The sequence below is a fragment of the Streptomyces sp. NPDC048196 genome (assembly GCF_040652715.1).
In the GTDB taxonomy this organism is placed as follows: domain Bacteria; phylum Actinomycetota; class Actinomycetes; order Streptomycetales; family Streptomycetaceae; genus Streptomyces; species Streptomyces siderophoricus.
The window spans coordinates 1-20,495 of record NZ_JBEZMM010000049.1 but is presented as its reverse complement, the minus strand read 5'-3'; the positions used below and the strand labels follow the sequence as shown (position 1 = coordinate 20,495).

Genomic DNA, 20,495 nt, shown 5'->3' with positions numbered 1-20,495 from the left:
AACCATGGCACGAGCTGCCATGAACGCCCCGTCCCCCGTCCACGCGCTCGCGGACGCCGCCCCCACGCCCTTCTGGCTGGACGACCCCGCCCGCCCCGCCGCGCAGCCCGCCCTCGTCGGCGACGAGAACTGCGACCTGCTGGTCGTCGGCGGCGGCTACTCCGGCCTGTGGACCGCACTGCTCGCCAAGGAGCGCGACCCGCAGCGCGAGGTCGTGCTCGTCGAAGGCGCCGAGATCGGCTGGGCCGCCTCCGGACGCAACGGCGGCTTCTGCGCCGCCTCCCTCACCCACGGCCTCGGCAACGGACTGGCCCGCTGGCCCGGCGAACTCGCCAAGCTCGAAGAACTCGGCATCCGCAACCTCGACGCCATCGGGGAGGCGGTGGCCCGCTACGACATCGACTGCGACTTCGAGCGCACCGGCGAGATCGACATCGCCACCGAGCCGCACCAGATCGCCGAGCTCCAGGAGGCCGCCGAGGACGCCGCGAAGCTCGGCCTGGACCGGCACACCTTCCTCGACGAGGACGAACTGCGCGCCGAGGTCGACTCGCCCACCTTCCGGGCCGGCCTGTGGGACCGCGACGGCGTCGCCATGGTCAACCCGGCCAAGCTCGCCTGGGGCCTGAAGCAGGCCTGCCTGGGCCTCGGCGTGCGCATCTACGAGCGCACCCGCGCCACCGCGCTCGCCTCCGAGGGCCTGGGCATGGCCGTCCGCACCCCGTACGGCCGGATCTTCGCCCGCCATGTCGCGCTCGGCACCAACGCCTTCCCGTCCCTGGTCAAGCGGATCCGCCCGTACATCGTCCCGGTCTACGACCACGCGCTGATGACCGAGCCGCTGAGCGACGAGCAACTGGCCGCCATCGGCTGGAAGAACCGCCAGGGCCTCTCCGACTCCAACAACCACTTCCACTACTTCCGCATCACCGCCGACAACCGCATCCTGTGGGGCGGCTACGACATCGTCTACCGCTACCGCGGCGGCGTCCGCGCCGAGTACGACCACCACCCGGAGACGTACGAGAAGCTCGCCCGGCACTTCTTCCGCTGCTTCCCGCAGTTGGAGGGCCTGCGCTTCACCCACACCTGGGGCGGCGCGATCGACACCTGCGCCCGCTTCTCGGCGTTCTTCGGCACCGCCCACGCCGGCCGGGTCGCCTACGCCGCCGGCTACACCGGCCTCGGCGTGGGCGCCACCCGCTTCGGCGCCGATGTGATGCTCGACCTGCTCGCCGGCGAACGCACCGAGCGCACCGAGCTGGAGATGGTCCGCAGCAAGCCGCTGCCCTTCCCGCCCGAGCCGCTGCGCTGGGCCGGCATCGGCATCACCCAGTGGTCGATGACCCGCGCCGACAACCACGGCGGACGCCGCAACCTGTGGCTGAAGGCGATGGACAAGGTGGGGCTGGGCTTCGACAGCTGAGGTTGACAGGGGGGCGCTACGGGGGCGGGCGGACGACTTCAGTCCGCCCCTTCCTGATCCGCTTCCTATCCGCCGGTGGGAGCGCTGACGGGTGCGGAGGAGGCGGTGACCTCCGGCGCCCAGCGGTCGCAGACGGCGCACCAGAGGGCGAGCACCACCCCGGCCAGGCACCAGCTGCCGAGGACGTCCAGCGGCCAGTGATAGCCGCGGCGCACCAGCCCCACGCCGACACCGAGGTTGAGCAGCACGGCCGCAGTGGCCACCGCCACGGAAAGCAGCCCCCGGTTCCTGCGGCCGGCCCGGCCCGTGCCGGGCCCCGTCGCGCGCCCCGGCCCGCGGACCAGCAACAACGCGGCCACCCCGTAGGCGACCGCCGCCGTGGCGGCATGGCCCGACGGGAAGAAGCCGTCCTGGCCACCGCCGGCCATCTGCGGCGGGCCCGGCCGGGCGAGCCACAGTTTGAGCGGGACGACGAGCGCGGGTACCGCGGCGAGCGCGAGCCCGGCGGCCAGCGGCGGCAGCCACCACCGCCCGGGCGGACCGCCGGTCGCCCCGGCCCACCGTCGTGACCGCCACCCGACCCACGCCAGGACCACCACCAGCCCCATGATCCCCAGCAACAAGGGCAACGCCACGACCGTGTTGCCGAGATCGGCGAAGAACCCGGCGACGGGGGAGGGGATTTCGCGAGCACCGGCGATACCACGCCCGAGCCGCTCGTCGTACGCCCGCAGCGGACCGTGCGCCGCCACCTGCCAGGTGAGCACGGCGAACAGCAGCGCGCAGAGGAGCATCACGGACCAGGTGGTGAACAGGCCCGGGAAAAGGTTCGGCCGCCTCGGAACAGGGGGGGTGGTTCCGAGGCGGCCGCGCTGACCGGTGTCCCGCGCGCCCCGGGGGGTATGGGGCGGGCGGACATCCGATCGGTGAGGATTCCCGGAGCCCCTCTCGCGAGGAGGACCGGCTTTGTGCGCGAGGGCACGGCCTGGCCGGAGCCGGGGAAGCGCCGACCGGGCGTCGCCCGCAGTCCCCTGCGGGCGGGGTGTTTCTCTCATCTGCAGAAACCGTACGGCACCGGGAGCGCACCGGACAGCCGCATCACCCGCCCGCCATCGGCCCCCCACATCTTCTTCACTCGGCGCCTCCAGCTACGCGCGTCCACCGGGAAGGGGGTGATCGGGCCGGGCTCGCCACCGACGGCCACCACCTGCGGCGACCCGCTTGGGAAAGCCTGTCCGGGGCCAGCTGCCCAGGGAAAGCGGGGCAAGGGAAAGGCAAGGGGAAGCGGCCCGTCCGGACAACGGAAAGCGGCCCGCGGACAGGCCGCGGGCCGCTCACTCCTGGCGGGATCGACTCCCGGGCGGATCAGATCTTCGCGAACGCCGCCTCAAGGATGTCCAGGCCCTCGTTGAGCAGGTCCTCGCCGATGACCAGCGGCGGCAGGAAGCGCAGCACGTTGCCGTACGTACCGGTCGTCAGGACGAGCAGGCCCTCCTGGTGGCACGCCTTGGCGAGCGCGCCGGTGGCCTCCGCGTTCGGCTCCTTCGAACCGGGCTTGACCAGCTCGATCGCGATCATGGCGCCGCGGCCGCGGACCTCGCCGATGATGTCGTACTTCTCCTGCATCGCGACGAGGCGGCCCTTCATGACCTCCTCGATGCGCTTGGCCTTGCCGTTGAGGTCCTGCTCGCGCATGGTCTCGATCGAGCCGAGCGCCGCGGCGCAGGCCACCGGGTTACCACCGTAGGTGCCGCCCAGGCCGCCCGCGTGCGCGGCGTCCATGATCTCCGCGCGGCCGGTCACGGCCGCCAGCGGCAGACCGCCGGCGATGCCCTTCGCGGTGGTGATCAGGTCGGGCACGATGCCCTCGTCCTCACAGGCGAACCACTGGCCCGTACGGCAGAAGCCGGACTGGATCTCGTCCGCGACGAAGACGATGCCGTTCTCCTTCGCGAAGTTCGCGATGGCGGGCAGGAAGCCCTTGGCCGGCTCGATGAAGCCGCCCTCGCCGAGCACCGGCTCGATGATGATCGCCGCGACGTTCTCGGCGCCGATCTGCTTGGTGATCTGCGAGATGGCCTGCTCCGCGGCCTCCTGCGCACAGTTCTCCGGGCCGGTCAGCCAGCGGTAGGGGTAGGCCAGCGGCACGCGGTAGACCTCGGGCGCGAACGGGCCGAAGCCGTGCTTGTACGGCATGTTCTTGGCGGTGAGCGCCATCGTCAGGTTCGTCCGGCCGTGGTACCCGTGGTCGAAGACGACCACGGCCTGCCGCTTGGTGTACGCCCGCGCGATCTTGACGGCGTTCTCGACCGCCTCCGCACCGGAGTTGAACAGCGCCGACTTCTTCTCGTGGTCGCCCGGGGTCAGCTCGGCCAGCGCCTCACAGACCTCGATGTAGGGCTCGTAGGGGGTCACCATCACACAGGTGTGGGTGAAGTCGGCGAGCTGCGCGGTGGCCCGGCGGACGACCGCCTCCGCGCTGTTGCCGACCGAGGTCACCGCGATGCCCGAGCCGAAGTCGATCAGGGAGTTGCCGTCCACGTCCTCCAGGACGCCGCCACCCGCACGCTTCACGAAGACGGGGAGCACGGCGCCGACGCCACTGGCCACCGTGGCCTGCTTACGGGCCCACAGCTCCTGCGACTTCGGGCCGGGGATCGCGGTGACGACGCGACGCTCCTGGGGAAGGGCGGGGCCTCCGGACAGTTCGCTCATGGCAGTCTCCTGGATGGAACGGGAACGGACAGACGTCTTGAGTCTTGTTCTCGCAGGCTAGGGGCGGGGGAGCGGGTCTGGCATGTTCCGTTCGGGAGAAGTGCGCGTGTTGCGTTGTCCGCACCGGACATAGCGACGGCTCCCGGCCAGTAGATTGAGCGCCGGCGCGCCCGGCAGCGGCGCCCACCAGCGCGGGCATGACAATGACAACGCGGCACCGCCGGCCACCGGCACCGCCGCACCGCACACCAGGCCACGGCTCAAGGGGGACAAGGGGCACCGGATGGACACCGAGGGCACGCACGACGCACGTCACACCGCTCCCCAGCCATCGGGTGGAGCGCACCGCACCGAACCCACCGTGCCGCGTCCCGCGGCCCCGCCCGCCGCACCGCCACCGCCCTCCGCCCCGCCGGCGGTACCGGCCGTGCCTCCCCTCCCACCGACCGCCGGCCCGGGCGCGCCCGAGCCACCGGTCCTGAGCTGGCTCCGCATGCCCCGCCCGGCGGCGGCACCCGGCGTCTGGACGTACGGGCACCGCCCCCGCCCCGCGGAGGAGCCGGACCGGGTCCCGGGACGCCAGCTGGTCAGCGGGGCGGTGATCTCGTTTCTGTGCGGGTGGCTGTTGTGGTCGTTGTTGTGGAACGGGTACCTGGGCGACTACTGGCTTTTGCCGTTGCTGTTCTTCACGCCGGATTCCTGGCGTGAGGCCGGCGGCGACCAGATGAACTACGTCTGGGCCGCATACATCTACGACGGGCTCGTGGTGGCGCTCCTGGTCGTCATCTTCGGCCGCCTCGGCCGCTGGCCCGAGCTCGTCCGCCGCCTGTTCGGGCCCGCCTTCCGCCGCCTCCGCACCCCCGCAGCCGCCCCCAAGCCCCCACCCGCCTCCGATCCCGCGCAGTGGCCGGAGCTGCGGGCGCACGGTGCGCCGGACGCGGCCGAGAAGCTGGCTGCCGAAGCGCGGGCCGGGCGGATGAACGACGTGGACGTGGCCAGGATCGAGCGGGCCTGGCGGTCCGTCCGGTCCGGCAAGAACTCCCTCGCGACCTTCACCGACACCGTGCTGCGGCACGGCGCGGCCGCCTGTGCGCATCCCTCGGGCCGGCGTGACCTGCCCCGCCGGACCGCCGCGCACGACCTGCTCGCCCACCAGGTCCGTATCGGCACCGCCGCCGATCACCCTCGTAACCCCTACCAGCACCGCGGTGTCGGCTGTGCCCTTGAGCCCGGTGTCCTGGGCACGTCCCTGCTGGCCGTCGGGCCCGCCGGGAGCGGGAAGACCACCCGGGTCGTGAAGCCGGTCGTGGAGTCGATGTGTCTGCAGGCGCTGGCCGGGCAGTGCGCCGTGATCGCCGTCGGACCGGCGGGTTCGGACCTGGGCCCGGACGAGGCGTTCGACGTGGTGGTCCGGATCGGTCGCTCGGACCCGGACTGCGACCTCGATCTCTACGGCGGCACCACGGACCCCGACGAAGCGGCGGGCATCCTCGCGGAGGCGCTGGTCGGTGACCTCGCCGAGCAGCTGCCCGGCGGGGACAGCCGACGGGCCGCCACCGCGCTGGCCCAGCTGCTCGGCCCCTTCCGGGCCGCCCACGATCGCTTCCCGACGGTTCCCGAGCTGCGGGCGCTCCTGGACGCGGCGCCCGAGGCGATGACCGCGCTGCGCACCGCCCTGGAGGAGGCCGAGGCCCACACCCTGCTGCGGGAACTGGACGCCCGGGCCCGTCAGGCCGAGCGCCCCGGTGACGCCGCCGTCCTCCTCGCCGACCGCCTCGCTCTCCTGGACCGGCCCGCTTTCGCCGCGTTCTTCGACCCGACGGGGGGCACCCGCCAGGTCTCGCTGCACGCCCTGGACCATCCGCTGCGGGTACGCATCGAACTGCCCGAGCGGGGCCATGTGGAGGCCTCGCGGATCCTCGCCCGGCTGGTGCTGGCGCAGTTCACCGAATGCGCGGTGGCCCGTAGTGACCGCTCGCTGTTCGCCTGCCTGGTACTGGACGAGGCCGGGCACACCATCACCGCCGAGGCGCTCCGTGGTCTCCAGCGGCTGCGCTCGGCGAATGCCGGGGTGGTGCTCACCCTGCGTTCCCTCGACGACGTCCCGGACGCGCTGCGCGGCACGCTGCTCGGCACGGTCGGCTGCCGGATGGCGTTCGCGGGCGTCACGACCTGGGACGGCGCGCGGTTCGCCGAGGTCTGGGGCAAGGAGTGGGTGGAGACCCGTGATGTGACGGACCGTCAGATCATCGCGGAGAGCGCCGCGGGGAAGGCGTTCCACATCTTCCGTCACCTGGTCACCGGCAAGGCCGCCACCGCCAAGGCCGTCACCGTGCGGACCGTGGAACGGGAACGCTGGTCCGCCTCCGACCTCGCCAACTCCGTCCCGGCGGGACACGCGGTGCTCTCGGTGACGAGCGTGAAGGGGGAACACGCCCCACCCGTCCTGGTGGACCTCCGCTCCTGACCCCCGGCCCCTGACCCCCGCCCCCCGACTCCCGACCCCCGACCCCCGCGCCGCCCCCCTGCCCCCCGCACCCAAGTCCCTCGCACCCCAGTCCCCCCGATTCCTCCGTTGAGGCAGAATCGGCAGTGGCCGTTCGTACGGGGCGGCGTAAAGAATGGGGCGTGGGCCGGTTGTCGGGTGGTCGACGATCGGTTGTCCGTTCGGGTTCGTCGAGGTCATCCACGTCAGCGAAGCCGCCGAAGTCACCGAAGCCATCGAAGGTCCTATGCCGCACACGCTCGCTTCTCTGGTCAACCACACCGCGCTCAAGCTGACCGTGCTCGCGGGCGAGGAGCGGCTGGACGTGCCGGTGCGCTGGGCGCATGCCAGTGAGCTGATCGATCCGGTGCCGTACATGGAGGGCGGCGAGCTGCTGCTGATCACGGCGCTGAAGCTGGACGCCGAGGATCCGGAGGCCACCCGCAGGTACGTGCGGCGGGTGGCGGAGGCCGGGGTGGTCGGGCTGGGCTTCGCGGTCGGGGTGAATTACGAGGACGTGCCGGAGCCGCTGGTGGCGGCGGCCCGGGAGCAGGGGCTGCCGCTGCTGGGCGTGCCGCGCCGGACGCCGTTCATCGCGATCAGCAAGGCCGTGTCGGCGGCGGTGGCCGCCGATCAGTACCGCGCCGTCACCGCGGGCTTCGAGGCGCAGCGGGAGCTGACCCGGGCGGCGCTCAGTGCCGAGGGCCCGGCCGAACTCCTGGCCCGGCTGGCCGCGCACCTGGACGGCTGGGCGGCGTTGTACGACGCGTCGGGGGCGGTCGTGGCGGCCGCCCCCGACTGGGCGGCACGGCGGGCGGCGCGGCTCGCGGAGGACGTGGCGCGGCTGCGGGAGCGGCCCGCGCCGGCGAGCTCGGTGGTGAGCGACGCCGAGGGCGACGACCGGGTCGAGCTGCAGTCGCTGGGCACCGGACGACGGGCGCGCGGGGTGCTCGCGGTGGGCACCGGTGCGCCGCTCGGGACGGCCGGGCGGTACGCGGTGCACTCCGCGGTCGCGCTGCTGACGCTGACCACCGAGCGGTCCCGGGCACTGCAGGACGCCGAGCAGCGGCTGGGTGCCGCGGTGCTGAAGATGCTGCTGGCGGGCGAGCCGGATCATGCACGGGCGGTGGCGGGGCGGCTGTACGGCGGGCTGCTCGACGCGCCGTTCCGGATGGTGGTCGCGGAAGCGCTGGCGGGGGAGGAGGGCGGCGGGCCGGCCGGCTCCTCGTCCGCCGGTACGTCGCGAGGCACCTCCGGTACGTCGCGAGGCACCGGCGGTCCGTCGGGGAGCCCGGCCGGTACGTCGCGGGGGACGGCAAGCACTCGGGCCACCGGCGCGGGCGGAACGCTGGACGCGCTGGCCGATGCCATGGACTCGGCGGCCGCGCGGACCGGTGAGGCGGTGCTCGCGGTGCCGGACGGCGGCCGGCTGATCGTGCTGGTCACGGACGGCGGCGCGGCGGCCGACGCCTGCGCGTCGTACGCGGCGCAGGCCGAGGCCCGGGCCGGTGCGCAGGCCCGCACACGGGGCCGGGCGGGCCGTACCGAACCGGGCGGCGGCGAGGGACTGGCCGTCGGGCTGTCCGCGCCGACCGGGCCGGCGGCCGCCGCGAACGCGTACCGGCAGGCCGAGCAGGCGCTGTCGGTGGCCCGGCGGCGCGGCCGGGTGCTGGTCGAGCACGAGGACGTGGCCGCCGGGTCCGTCCTCCCGCTGCTCGCCGACGACGCGGTCCGGGCCTTCGCGGACGGGCTGCTGCGGGCGCTGCGCGAGCACGACGCGACCGGCCGCGGGGATCTGGTGGCCTCGCTGCGGGCCTGGCTCGCCCGGCACGGCCAGTGGGACGCGGCCGCCGCCGACCTGGGCGTCCACCGGCACACGCTGCGCTACCGGATGCGGCGGGTGGAGGAGATCCTGGGCCGGTCGCTGGACGACGCGGACGTGCGGATGGAGCTGTGGCTGGCGCTGAAGGCGACCTCGTCGAACGCGTCGGCGGCGCAGCCCCGGGGAGAGGAATGACTTCCAGGGAGGGCAGTGGCCTCCGGCGGGACCCGGGCACCCCCTCCACCACGGAGAGCCCCGCCCCCTGATTACGCCGCTTCGGACAAACGCCATCGTGGCGGCGCGCCCCTACCGTGGGGGCAGCAGTCCACACCGCAGAGCCGCTCGCCGAGCCATGCGCACCACCCACCACGTCTGAAGGGCCGGGTTCCACTGTGCCGATCCCCACTGATGCAGCCCCCACCGCCTTCTGGCTCGCCGGCCGCGAGGCCACCGGCGAGGCCACCTTCGATGTCACCTCCCCGTGGGACGGACGTCTCGTCGGCACGGTGAGCGTGCCCACCGAGGACCAGGTCGAGGAGGCCGTCGCGGCCTCCGTCGCGGTCCAGGAGGAGTTCGCGGCGACCCCCGCGCACGTACGGGCGGCCGCGCTGGACCACGTGCAGCGCCGGCTCGTCGAGCGCACGGAGGAGATCGCGCAGCTGATCTCCGCGGAGAACGGCAAGCCCATCAAGTGGGCGCGCGGCGAGGTCGGCCGGGCGATCTCCGTGTTCCGCTTCGCCGCCGAGGAAGCCCGCCGCTTCAACGGCGGCGAGGCGCAGCGGCTGGACACCGACGCGGGCGGCGCCGGCCGGCTCGCGCTGACCCGCCGCTTCCCCCGCGGCACGGTCCTCGGCATCGCGCCGTTCAACTTCCCGCTCAACCTCTGCGCCCACAAGGTCGCCCCGGCCATCGCCGCCGGCGCCCCGATCATCCTCAAGCCGGCCCCGGCCACGCCGCTGTCCGGTCTGATCCTCGGTGAACTGCTCGCCGAGACCGACCTGCCGGCCGGTTCCTGGTCGATCCTCCCGGTGCCCAACGAGCGCATGGAGGCGCTGGTCCAGGACGAGCGGCTGCCGGTCGTCTCCTTCACCGGCTCCGAGAAGGTCGGTTACGCGATCCTCGACTCGGTGCCGCGCAAGCACTGCACCCTGGAGCTCGGCGGCAACGGCGCGGCCGTCGTCCTGCCCGACTGGTCCTCCGAGGAGGACCTGGACTGGGCCGCGCAGCGGATCGCGATCTTCTCCAACTACCAGGGCGGCCAGTCCTGCATCTCCGTGCAGCGGGTGATCGCGGACGCCTCGGTGTACGACCGGCTGGTGCCGAAGATCGTGGCGGCCGTCGAGGCCCAGGTCACCGGCGACCCGTCGGACGACGCGACCGAGGTCGGCCCGCTGGTGAACGAGGACGCCGCCAAGCGCGTCGAGGCCTGGGTGGACGAGGCCGTGCAGGGCGGCGCGAAGCTGCTCGCCGGCGGCAAGCGCGACGGCGCCTCCTACGCGCCGACCGTGCTGGCGGACGTGCCCGCGGGCGCGACCCTCGCCTGCGAGGAGGTCTTCGGCCCGGTGCTCACCCTGACCAAGGTCGACGGCGTCGACGCGGCCTTCGCGGCGGTCAACGACTCCAAGTACGGCCTGCAGGCGGGCGTGTTCACCCACGACGCCAAGACCGCCTTCCGCGCCCACCGGGTGCTGGAGGTCGGCGGCGTGGTCATCGGCGACGTGCCGTCCTACCGCGCCGACCAGATGCCGTACGGCGGCGTCAAGCAGTCCGGCGTGGGCCGCGAGGGCGTCCGGTTCGCCATGGACGACTACACCTACGAGCGGGTGCTGGTCCTCACCGGCCTGGCCCTGTAGGACCCGGACCCGGTGCCCCGCGAGGGGCACCGTCCGGCGGCACCGAGAGCCGGTGCCGCATCACTCCTGCGCACCCCCGACCAGGTCGGGACCGGTGGACAGCGACGGCCTTCCCTCGGGCCGAATCACCGTCCTGACCCCGGCCGGCGCACCCCCCGGCGCCGGCCCCCTCGACGCGGCGCGCTCCGGCACCCTGTTTCCGGAGCGCGCCGCGTCCCCCGTTCTCGGCACCGTTCCCCCGTCGTGCCGGATCTTGACCGTACGGCGCGGACCGCCCCGGCGCCTCCTGTCCCAGGTGGAATCGCGACCGTGTCCCCGGGGGGACACCCGCGGGTACGTACAACCAGCGCGGTATGCGCACACCCCCCGAAGGGCCGATGTCGGCGGGCCGGATCGCCGGGCCCGCCGGGGCGCAGGCCCCCCATGGCCGTAAGGCGCCGTTGCGGCCCGCAGCGGCCGGTACCTCCAGTGGTGCAAGCCGCGTGGATCGGGTAACTCTCACAAGTAGCGCTGTCCAGCGGCCGACCGGCCGCCGGCGCTGAACTCCCGACCCCGCGGCGAGGTGAGCTCCTGATGACCGCTCCATCCATCCGCAACGTTTCCGAGCGCGAAGCACGCCAGGTCGCCGAGGCGGCCCGCGAGCAGGACTGGCGCAAGCCGAGCTTCGCCAAGGAACTGTTCCTGGGGCGCTTCCGGCTCGACCTCATCCATCCGCACCCCACGCCCGCCGTGGACGACGTGCGCCGCGGTGAGAAGTTCCTCGCCACCCTGCGGGAATTCTGCGAGACGCAGATCGACGGCGCGCGGATCGAGCGCGAGGGCAGGATTCCGGACGAGACCGTGCGCGGGCTCAAGGAGCTCGGCGCGCTCGGCATGAAGATCGACCCCAAATACGGTGGCCTCGGCCTCACCCAGGTCTACTACAACCGGGCGCTGTCCCTGGTCGGTACCGCCAGCCCCGCCATCGGCGCGCTCCTCTCCGCCCACCAGTCGATCGGCGTACCGCAGCCGCTGAAGCTGTTCGGCACCCCGCAGCAGAAGGAGACCTTCCTGCCGCGGCTGGCCCGTACGGACATCTCGGCGTTCCTGCTGACCGAACCCGACGTCGGCTCGGACCCGGCGCGGCTGGCGACCACCGCCGTCCCGGAGGGCGACCACTACGTCCTCGACGGGGTCAAGCTGTGGACCACCAACGGCGTGGTCGCCGACCTGCTGGTGGTGATGGCGCGGGTGCCCGCCTCCGAGGGCCACAAGGGCGGCATCACCGCCTTCGTCGTCGAGGCGGACTCGCCCGGCATCACCGTCGAGAACCGCAACGCCTTCATGGGCCTGCGCGGCCTGGAGAACGGCGTCACCCGCTTCCACCGGGTGCGGGTCCCGGCCGCGAACCGCATCGGCCCCGAGGGCGCCGGCCTGAAGATCGCCCTGACCACGCTCAACACCGGACGGCTCTCGCTGCCCGCGATGTGCGTCGGCTCCGGCAAGTGGTGCCTGAAGGTCGCCCGGGAGTGGTCCGCGGCCCGCGAGCAGTGGGGCAGGCCGATCGCCAAGCACGAGGCCGTCGGCGCCAAGATCTCCTTCATCGCGGCGACCACCTTCGCCCTGGAGGCGGTCGTCGACCTGTCCTCCCAGATGGCCGACGAGAACCGCAACGACATCCGCATCGAGGCCGCCCTCGCCAAGCTCTACGGCTCCGAGATGGGCTGGCTGATGGCCGACGAACTGGTCCAGATCCGCGGCGGCCGCGGCTTCGAGACCGCCCCCTCGCTCGCCGCCCGCGGCGAACGCGCGGTCCCCGCCGAGCAGATGCTGCGCGACATGCGGATCAACCGGATCTTCGAGGGCTCCACCGAGATCATGCACCTGCTGATCGCCCGGGAGGCGGTGGACGCCCACCTGTCCGTCGCCGGTGACCTCATCGACCCCGACAAGTCCCTCGCCGACAAGGGCAGGGCGGCCGCCAAGGCCGGCGGGTTCTACGCCCGCTGGCTGCCCAAGCTCGTCGCCGGACCCGGCCAACTCCCGCGCACCTTCCAGGAGTTCGGCATCCTCGCCGGCCACCTGCGGTACGTCGAGCGGACCTCCCGCAAGCTCGCCCGCTCCACCTTCTACGCGATGTCCCGGTGGCAGGGGAAGATGGAGACCAAGCAGGGCTTCCTCGGCCGGATCGTCGACATCGGCGCCGAACTCTTCGCCATGAGCGCGGCCTGCGTCCGCGCCGAGCACCTGCGCGAGACCGGTGACCACGGCCGCGAGGCGCAGCAGCTGGCCGACGCGTTCTGCCGGCAGGCGCGGATCCGGATCGAGGAGCTCTTCGGCCGGCTGTGGACCAACACCGACGAGCTCGACCGCAAGGTCGTCTCCGGGGTCCTCGACGGCAGCTACGGCTGGCTGGAGGAGGGCATCGTCGACCCCAGCGGCGACGGCCCGTGGATCGCCGACGCCACCCCCGGCCCCAGCGCCAAGGACAACGTCCACCGCCCCATCGGCTGAACCCCACCCGGGCCCGGTCCCGCCGTTGATCGGCCGGACCGGGCCCGGCGTGTGCCCTTGGTGCCCACGGCACCCCCGCGACCGGCCACAATGGACCCCATGACGGACTCCCTCGCCCATCCGCACCTGCGCTTCGAGCCGGCCGCCGGCGACCCCGGCGGCCCGGTCGGGCCCCGCTCCCTGGTGATCCTCGGCTCGACCGGCTCGATCGGCACCCAGGCGATCGACATCGTGCTGCGCAACCCCGATCGCTTCCGGGTGACCGCGCTCTCCGCGGCCGGCGGCCGGACCGAGCTGCTCGCCGAGCAGGCGCACCGGCTGCGGGTGGACACCGTCGCGGTGGCCCGCGCGGACGCGGCCCCCGCGCTGCGCGCCGCGCTCGCCGACCGCTACGGCCCGGGCGAGAAGCTCCCCGAGGTCCTGGCCGGCCCCGACGCCGCCACCGAACTCGCCGCCTCCCCCTGCCACACCGTCCTCAACGGCATCACCGGCTCCATCGGTCTCGCCCCGACCCTGGCCGCCCTCAAGGCGGGCCGGGTGCTGGCGCTGGCCAACAAGGAGTCCCTGATCGTCGGCGGCCCGCTGGTCAAGGCCGTCGCCCGGCCGGGGCAGATCATCCCCGTCGACTCCGAGCACTCCGCGCTCTTCCAGGCGCTGACCGGCGGCGACCGCGCCGAGGTCCGCAAGCTCGTGGTCACCGCCTCCGGCGGTCCGTTCCGCGGCCGGACGAGGGCCGAGCTGGCCGGGGTCACCCCCGAGCAGGCGCTGGCCCACCCCACCTGGTCCATGGGTCCGGTCGTCACGATCAACTCCGCGACCCTGGTCAACAAGGGTCTGGAGGTCATCGAGGCGCACCTGCTCTTCGACGTCCCCTTCGACGCGATCGAGGTCGTCGTCCATCCGCAGTCCTTCATCCACTCGATGGTGGAGTTCACCGACGGCTCCACCCTCGCCCAGGCCAGCCCGCCCGACATGCGGATGCCGATCGCACTGGGCCTGGGCTGGCCCGACCGGGTCCCGGACGCCGCCCCCGGCGTCGACTGGACCACGGCGCAGAGCTGGGAGTTCTTCCCGCTGGACGCCGAGGCCTTCCCGTCCGTCCCGCTCGCCTGCCACGTCGGCTCCCTGGGCGGCACCGCACCGGCCGTCTTCAACGCCGCGAACGAGGAATGTGTGGACGCGTTCCTCAAGGGCGGGCTGCCGTTCACAGGGATTGTGGATACCGTCGCCGATGTGGTCGCCGAACACGGCACGCCCGCAAGGGGAACTTCCCTGACCGTCGCGGACGTCCTGGAGGCGGAGACCTGGGCGCGCGCCCGCGCCCGCGAACTGGCCGCCCGTGCGGCACGGACACCCTCGGAGGCTCGCGCATGACGACCTGGATGACCATCCTCGGCATAGTCGTCTTCGTCGTCGGCCTGCTGTTCTCCATCGCCTGGCACGAACTCGGCCATCTCTCCACGGCCAAGATGTTCGGCATCCGCGTGCCGCAGTACATGGTGGGCTTCGGGCCGACGATCTTCTCCCGCAGGAAGGGCGACACCGAGTACGGCATCAAGGCCATCCCGCTCGGCGGCTACATCCGCATGATCGGGATGTTCCCGCCCGGGGACGACGGGAAGCTGCAGGCCCGCTCCACCTCGCCGTTCCGCGGCATGATCGAGGACGCCCGCTCGGCGGCCTTCGAGGAACTGCAGCCCGGCGACGAGAAGCGGCTCTTCTACACCCGCAAGCCCTGGAAGCGCGTCATCGTGATGTTCGCCGGGCCGTTCATGAACCTGATCCTGGCGGTCGTGATCTTCATGAGCGTCCTGATGGGCTTCGGCATCAACACCCAGACCACCCAGGTCGGCTCCGTCTCCGACTGCGTGATCTCGGCCGCCGCCAAGACCGACAAGTGCCCGGCCGGCGCCAAGGACTCCCCGGCCAAGGCCGCCGGCCTGCGCGCCGGCGACAAGATCGTCACGTTCAACGGCCACGACGTCCCCGACTGGGGCACCCTCCAGCAGCAGATCCGGGACACCACCGGACCCGCGACGCTGGTCATCGAGCGGCACGGCGCCCGCAAGACCCTGCACGCCGACCTGATCAAGAACAAGGTCGCCAAGACCGACGGACACGGCGGCTACGTCCCCGGCCAGTTCGTCACCGCCGGCTTCCTCGGCTTCACCCCGGCCAGCGGCGTCGTCCAGCAGTCCTTCGGCCAGTCCGTCGACCGCATGGGCAACATGGTCGAGCAGGGCGTGTCCTCCCTGGTCAACCTGCCCGGCAAGGTCCCGGACCTGTGGAACGCGGCCTTCAACGGCGGCGAGCGCAAGCAGGACTCCCCGATGGGCGTGGTCGGCGCGGCGCGGGTCGGCGGCGAGGTCTTCTCGCTGCACATCCCGCCGGAGCAGCGGGTGGCGACCATGCTCTTCCTGGTCGCCGGGTTCAACCTCTCGCTGTTCCTGTTCAACATGCTGCCGCTGCTCCCGCTCGACGGCGGACACATCGCCGGCGCCGTGTGGGAAGCCATCCGCCGGGCCTTCGCCAAGATCGTCCGCCGGCCGGACCCCGGACCCTTCGACGTGGCCAAGCTCATGCCGGTCGCCTACGTCGTCGCCGGGATCTTCATCTGCTTCACGCTGCTGGTGCTGGTGGCGGACGTGGTGAACCCGGTAAAGCTCACCTGAACCGGACATCCGTGACGGCCGGGCCCGCCAGGACCGTATGGGCGTGCCCGGCCGCCCCATTGGTGGGGGCGCACGGCCTCGATGTGCCCCGGGCGATCCCGGTGCCGTAATCTCGGAGGCCGGAGCCCGCCGATGCGGGGCCTTGATCCACACCTTGGGGTTGCTCGCCAGATGACTGCCATTTCACTGGGAATGCCGGACGTACCGACCAAGCTGGCCGACCGCCGGGTCAGCCGCAAGATCCACGTCGGTCCGGTCGCCGTGGGCGGAGACGCACCGGTCTCGGTGCAGTCGATGACGACGACGCGGACCTCGGACATCGGCGCGACGCTGCAGCAGATCGCCGAGCTGACCGCCTCCGGATGCCAGATCGTCCGGGTCGCCTGCCCGACCCAGGACGACGCCGACGCGCTGCCCGTGATCGCCAGGAAGTCCCAGATCCCGGTCATCGCCGACATCCACTTCCAGCCGAAGTACGTCTTCGCCGCCATCGACGCCGGCTGCGCCGCGGTCCGGGTCAACCCCGGCAACATCAAGCAGTTCGACGACAAGGTCAAGGAGATCGCCAAGGCGGCCGCCGACGCCGGCACCCCGATCCGGATCGGCGTCAACGCCGGCTCCCTCGACCGCCGCCTGCTGCAGAAGTACGGCAAGGCCACCCCCGAGGCGCTGGTCGAGTCCGCGCTGTGGGAGGCGTCCCTCTTCGAGGAGCACGGCTTCCGCGACATCAAGATCTCGGTCAAGCACAACGACCCGGTCGTGATGGTCAACGCCTACCGCCAGCTCGCCGCCCAGTGCGACTACCCCCTCCACCTCGGCGTCACCGAGGCCGGCCCCGCCTTCCAAGGCACCATCAAGTCCGCGGTCGCCTTCGGCGCGCTGCTCAGCGAGGGCATCGGTGACACCATCCGGGTCTCGCTGTCCGCACCGCCCGCCGAAGAGGTCAAGGTCGGCATCCAGATCCTGGAGTCGCTCAACCTCCGCCAGCGCCGCCTGGAGATCGTCTCCTGCCCGTCCTGCGGCCGCGCCCAGGTCGACGTCTACAAGCTCGCCGACGAGGTCACCGCGGGTCTGGAGGGCATGGAGGTGCCGCTGCGGGTCGCCGTCATGGGCTGCGTCGTCAACGGCCCCGGCGAGGCCCGCGAGGCCGACCTCGGCGTCGCCTCCGGCAACGGCAAGGGCCAGATCTTCGTCAAGGGCGAGGTCATCAAGACCGTCCCCGAGTCGAAGATCGTCGAGACCCTCATCGAAGAGGCCATGAAGATCGCCGAGCAGATGGAGAAGGACGGCGTCGCCTCCGGCGAACCGGTCGTCACCGCCGCCGGCTGACCCGTCCCACAGCCCTCCCGAGCCCCGCCGCCCACCCGGGCCGCGGGGCTCCCGGCTGCCCGCAGCGGCCCCGCGGGCAGCGCACAGGGTGCCCCGCGCAGGCGCGAGGTAAAGTGCCAAGACCTGCTCCCGCCTGGCCTTCCAGGCCCGTAACGGTGAGGCAAACCGAGACGTGCTGACGACCACCACCATCAAGGTCCTCGAACCAGGGGACCTCGACGATGCGCTCGCGGTCCTCGACCGCGACCCGGTCGCCAACGCCTTCGTCGCCGCCCGCGTCCAGGTCGCCGGCCTCGACCCCTGGCGGCTGGGCGGCGAGATGTGGGGCTGGTACGTCGGCGGCCGGCTGGAATCGCTCTGCTACGCCGGCGCCAACCTCGTCCCCGTCTGCGCCACCTCCGAGGCCGTCCGCGGCTTCGCCGAGCGGGCCCGCCGCCAGGGCCGGCGCTGCTCCTCCATCGTCGGCCCGGCCGGCCCGACCGCCGAACTCTGGTCGCTGCTGGAGCCGTACTGGGGCCCGGCCCGCGAGCTCCGCGCCCACCAGCCGCTGATGGTCACCACCTCGACGTCCGCCGAGATCGCCCCCGACCCGTACGTCCGGCGGATCCGCAAGAACGAGATGGACCTGATCATGCCGGCCTGCGTCGCCATGTTCACCGAAGAGGTCGGCATCTCCCCGATGGCGGGCGACGGCGGGCTGCTCTACCAGGCCCGGGTCGCCGAACTCGTCGGCGCCGGCCGCTCCTTCGCCCGGGTCGAGGACGGCAAGGTCATCTTCAAGGCGGAGATCGGCGCCGCCACCCCGCGCGCCTGCCAGATCCAGGGCGTCTGGGTCGACCCCGCCCACCGCGGCAAGGGCCTGTCCGAAACCGGTATGGCCGCCGTGCTCCGCTACGCCCTCAGCGACGTCGCCCCCGTCGTCAGCCTCTACGTCAACGACTTCAACACCGCCGCCCGGGCCGCCTACCGCCGGGTGGGCTTCGAGGAAGTCGGCGCGTTCATGAGCGTACTGTTCTGACCCGCGGCCTTGTACGCTCGCGACCATGGATGACGTCGCGGTCGGCCCCCTCGATCTCGCCGCCCGCGTGGACGACGCGCTCGCGGTACAGGCGCTCGCCTTCGGCCTCAGCGAGGAGGAGATCGCCGTCCGCCGGCACATCGTCCTGCGCCACCTCGGCTGCCCCGGCGCCCGCGCGCTGGGCGCCACCACCCCCGCCGGCCGGCTCGTCGGCTTCATCTACGGCATGCCCAACGACCGCACCCACTGGTGGTCCACGGTCGTCGAGCCCTATCTGCGCAGCGAGGGCCTCGACCACTGGCTCGACGACTCCTTCACCATCACCGAGCTGCACGTCCACCCCGCCTACCAGCACCGCGGCCTCGGCCGGACACTGATCACCCGGATCACCGACGGAGCCGGCGAACCCCGCTCCATCCTCTCCGCCATCGACGTAGAGAGCCCCGCCCGCAAGCTCTACCGCTCCCTCGGCTACCGCGACCTGGCCCGCCGCGTCCTCTTCCCCAGCGCCCCCACCCCGTACGCGGTCATGGGAGCCCCCTTGCCTCTGAAACGTCCCTGACCGCCCCCGCAAGGCCGCAGTCGACATCAAGGGCACGCCCCCCGGCCTTCCCCTTTCCACACACGGGAGGGGACGGGCCGGAGGGGCCGGGGTGTGGGACGTAAAGCGTCAGCAGTCCCACACCCCGGCCCCGGAGGCCCGTCACCGCACCCACCACAAACCCAGCCCGCCGCAGGCGCAACGACGCAAAACCCCCACGGCGGCGAAGCCAAAAACGTGGGCCAAACGCCCAGCGCAGCGCCAACGCATTTTCGCCGGACACACCCCTCCCGCTAACCTCCAGGGAGTCACCTTTCTTACGCAGGAGAAACTCCCATGGCCAACGCCGCACAGGTCCAGCGCATGTCCCGCTTGATGATCAAGACACTGCGCGACGACCCGGCCGACGCCGAGACCGCCAGCCACAAGCTGCTCGTCCGCGCCGGGTACGTCCGCCGCTCCTCCGCCGGCATCTGGACGTGGCTGCCGCTGGGCAAGAAGGTCCTGGAGAACGTCTCCCGCGTCGTCCGCGAGGAAATGGACGCCATCGGCGGCCAGGAAGTCCTGCTGCCGGCGCTGCTGCCCAAGGAGCCCTACGAGACCAGCGGCCGCTGGGAGGAGTACGGCGACCTGCTCTTCCGCCTCAAGGACCGCAAGGGCGCCGACTACCTCCTCGGCCCCACCCACGAGGAGATCTTCACCCTCACGGTCAAGGACCAGTGCACGTCCTACAAGGACCTGCCGGTGATCCTCTACCAGATCCAGATCAAGTACCGCGACGAGGCCCGCCCCCGCTCCGGCGTGCTGCGCGGCCGCGAGTTCCACATGAAGGACTCGTACAGCTTCGACACCACCGACGAGGGCCTGGCCCAGTCGTACGCACTGCACCGCGAGGCCTACGAGAAGATCTTCCGGCGCCTGGGCCTGGACTACCGCATCGTCTCCGCCGTCTCCGGCGCCATGGGCGGCTCGGCGTCCGAGGAGTTCCTGGCGCCCGCGTCCGCCGGCGAGGACACCTTCGTCGACTGCCCGAGCTGCGACTACGCCGCCAACACCGAGGCCGTCACGGTCAAGGTCGAGCCCGCCGACGGTTCCGCCCACGGCCCCGTCGAGGAGCTGGACACCCCCGACACCCCGACCATCGAGTCGCTCGCCGAGTTCCTCGGCGTACCGGCCTCCGCGACGCTGAAGAACCTCCTGGTCAAGGTCGACGGCGAGATCGTCGCGGTGGGCGTTCCGGGCAACCGCGAGGTGGACCTGGGCAAGCTCGGCGAGCACCTCGCGCCGGCCACCGTCGAGCTGGTCACCGCCGAGGACTTCGTCGACCGCCCGGACCTGGTCCGCGGCTACGTCGGCCCGCAGGGCCTGGCCGGCAAGGCGTTCCGCTACCTCGCCGACCCCCGCGTCGCCCCCGGCACCGCCTGGGTCACCGGCGCCAACAAGGAGGGCGTGCACGCCAAGAACGTGGTCTGCGGACGCGACTTCGAGGTCGACGAGTACCTCGACGTGGTCGTCGTCGAGCCCGGCGACCCCTGCCCGAAGTGCGGCACCGGCCTGAAGATCGACCGCGCCATCGAGATCGGCCACATCTTCCAGCTCGGCCGCAAGTACGCGGACGCCTTCGAGCTCGACGTCCTCGGCCAGAACGGCAAGCCGGCCCGGGTCACCATGGGCTCGTACGGCATCGGCGTCTCCCGTGCGGTCGCCGCGCTGGCCGAGCAGACCCACGACGACAAGGGCCTGTGCTGGCCCCGCGAGGTCGCCCCGGCCGATGTGCACGTCGTCGCGGCGGGCAAGGCCAAGCAGACCGAGCTGGCGCTGGAGATCGGCGACCTGCTCGGCGACGCCGGCCTGCGCGTCCTGGTCGACGACCGGGCCGGGGTCTCGCCGGGCGTGAAGTTCACCGACGCCGAACTGCTGGGCGTGCCGACCATCGTGGTCGCCGGCCGGCGCGCCGGTGAGGGTGTGGTCGAGGTCAAGGACCGCCGCACCGGCGAGCGCGAGGAGCTGACGGTCGAGGAGGCCGTCGCCCGGCTCAGCGCCTGAGGGCGGGCCAGCAGCCGGTCGGCGGCCACCGCGCCCGCACACGGGTCGTGGGCCGGGTACGACTCGTAGACCGGATCCTGCCCGACCCGCTCGCA

13 protein-coding genes and 1 pseudogene are annotated in these 20,495 nt (G+C 72.6%); 11 read left to right on the top strand and 3 right to left on the bottom strand.

The annotated features are described in order from the left end of the window. Positions 1–4 precede the first annotated feature (4 nt). Positions 5–1,426, top strand: a complete 1,422-nt coding sequence (locus tag AB0E02_RS32005) for an FAD-dependent oxidoreductase (RefSeq protein ID WP_362145853.1) — start codon at positions 5–7, stop codon at positions 1,424–1,426. 65 nt (positions 1,427–1,491) lie between these two features. Here AB0E02_RS32005 and AB0E02_RS32000 read toward each other — a convergent pair whose 3' ends face one another. Then, a complete protein-coding gene (locus AB0E02_RS32000) occupies positions 1,492–2,220 on the bottom strand; it encodes a phosphatase PAP2 family protein (protein WP_362145933.1) in 729 nt (242 codons plus the stop codon). A gap of 571 nt (positions 2,221–2,791) precedes the next feature. Continuing rightward, positions 2,792–4,141 carry a 4-aminobutyrate--2-oxoglutarate transaminase gene (gene gabT / locus AB0E02_RS31995; protein ID WP_362145850.1) on the bottom strand — a complete coding sequence of 450 codons (1,350 nt, stop codon included), beginning with the start codon at positions 4,139–4,141 and terminating at the stop codon, positions 2,792–2,794. Positions 4,142–4,424: 283 nt separating this feature from the next. On the opposite strand from gabT, the gene AB0E02_RS31990 reads away from it, so the two are divergent. From AB0E02_RS31990 to AB0E02_RS31945, 10 genes are all read left to right on the top strand, one after another. Then, positions 4,425–6,608, top strand: coding sequence for an ATP-binding protein (locus AB0E02_RS31990; RefSeq protein ID WP_362145847.1), 2,184 nt, complete (start codon positions 4,425–4,427; stop codon positions 6,606–6,608). 265 nt (positions 6,609–6,873) lie between these two features. Next, complete coding sequence (locus AB0E02_RS31985) at positions 6,874–8,643, top strand: PucR family transcriptional regulator (RefSeq protein ID WP_362145845.1); 1,770 nt, start codon at positions 6,874–6,876, stop codon at positions 8,641–8,643. Between the two features lie 197 nt (positions 8,644–8,840). Then, positions 8,841–10,301, top strand: coding sequence for an aldehyde dehydrogenase family protein (locus AB0E02_RS31980; protein WP_362145843.1), 1,461 nt, complete (start codon positions 8,841–8,843; stop codon positions 10,299–10,301). A gap of 573 nt (positions 10,302–10,874) precedes the next feature. After that, complete coding sequence (locus tag AB0E02_RS31975; RefSeq protein ID WP_362145840.1) at positions 10,875–12,794, top strand: acyl-CoA dehydrogenase family protein; 1,920 nt, start codon at positions 10,875–10,877, stop codon at positions 12,792–12,794. Positions 12,795–12,893: 99 nt separating this feature from the next. Further along, the gene (gene dxr, locus AB0E02_RS31970; protein ID WP_362145837.1) at positions 12,894–14,168 is read left to right on the top strand and encodes a 1-deoxy-D-xylulose-5-phosphate reductoisomerase; all 1,275 of its coding nucleotides are present in this window, start codon (positions 12,894–12,896) and stop codon (positions 14,166–14,168) included. Beyond that, a complete protein-coding gene (locus AB0E02_RS31965; RefSeq protein ID WP_362145834.1) occupies positions 14,165–15,466 on the top strand; it encodes a site-2 protease family protein in 1,302 nt (433 codons plus the stop codon). The genes dxr and AB0E02_RS31965 overlap by 4 nt, the downstream gene beginning before the upstream one ends. A 171-nt stretch (positions 15,467–15,637) precedes the next feature. Next, complete coding sequence (gene ispG, locus AB0E02_RS31960; protein ID WP_201808235.1) at positions 15,638–16,795, top strand: flavodoxin-dependent (E)-4-hydroxy-3-methylbut-2-enyl-diphosphate synthase; 1,158 nt, start codon at positions 15,638–15,640, stop codon at positions 16,793–16,795. Positions 16,796–16,967: 172 nt separating this feature from the next. Further along, positions 16,968–17,813: a GNAT family N-acetyltransferase gene (locus AB0E02_RS31955; protein ID WP_362145830.1), complete on the top strand. Its 846-nt coding sequence runs from the start codon at positions 16,968–16,970 to the stop codon at positions 17,811–17,813. 25 nt (positions 17,814–17,838) lie between these two features. Continuing rightward, entirely contained in the window at positions 17,839–18,375 is a 537-nt protein-coding gene (locus AB0E02_RS31950) for a GNAT family N-acetyltransferase (protein ID WP_362145827.1), read from the top strand. Positions 18,376–18,690: 315 nt separating this feature from the next. Beyond that, a complete protein-coding gene (locus AB0E02_RS31945; RefSeq protein ID WP_362145824.1) occupies positions 18,691–20,400 on the top strand; it encodes a proline--tRNA ligase in 1,710 nt (569 codons plus the stop codon). Here the strand turns inward: AB0E02_RS31945 and AB0E02_RS31940 are convergent. Then, positions 20,400–20,495, bottom strand: a pseudogene (locus AB0E02_RS31940) (LacI family transcriptional regulator); the annotation flags it as partial. The gene AB0E02_RS31945 and the pseudogene AB0E02_RS31940 overlap by 1 nt on opposite strands.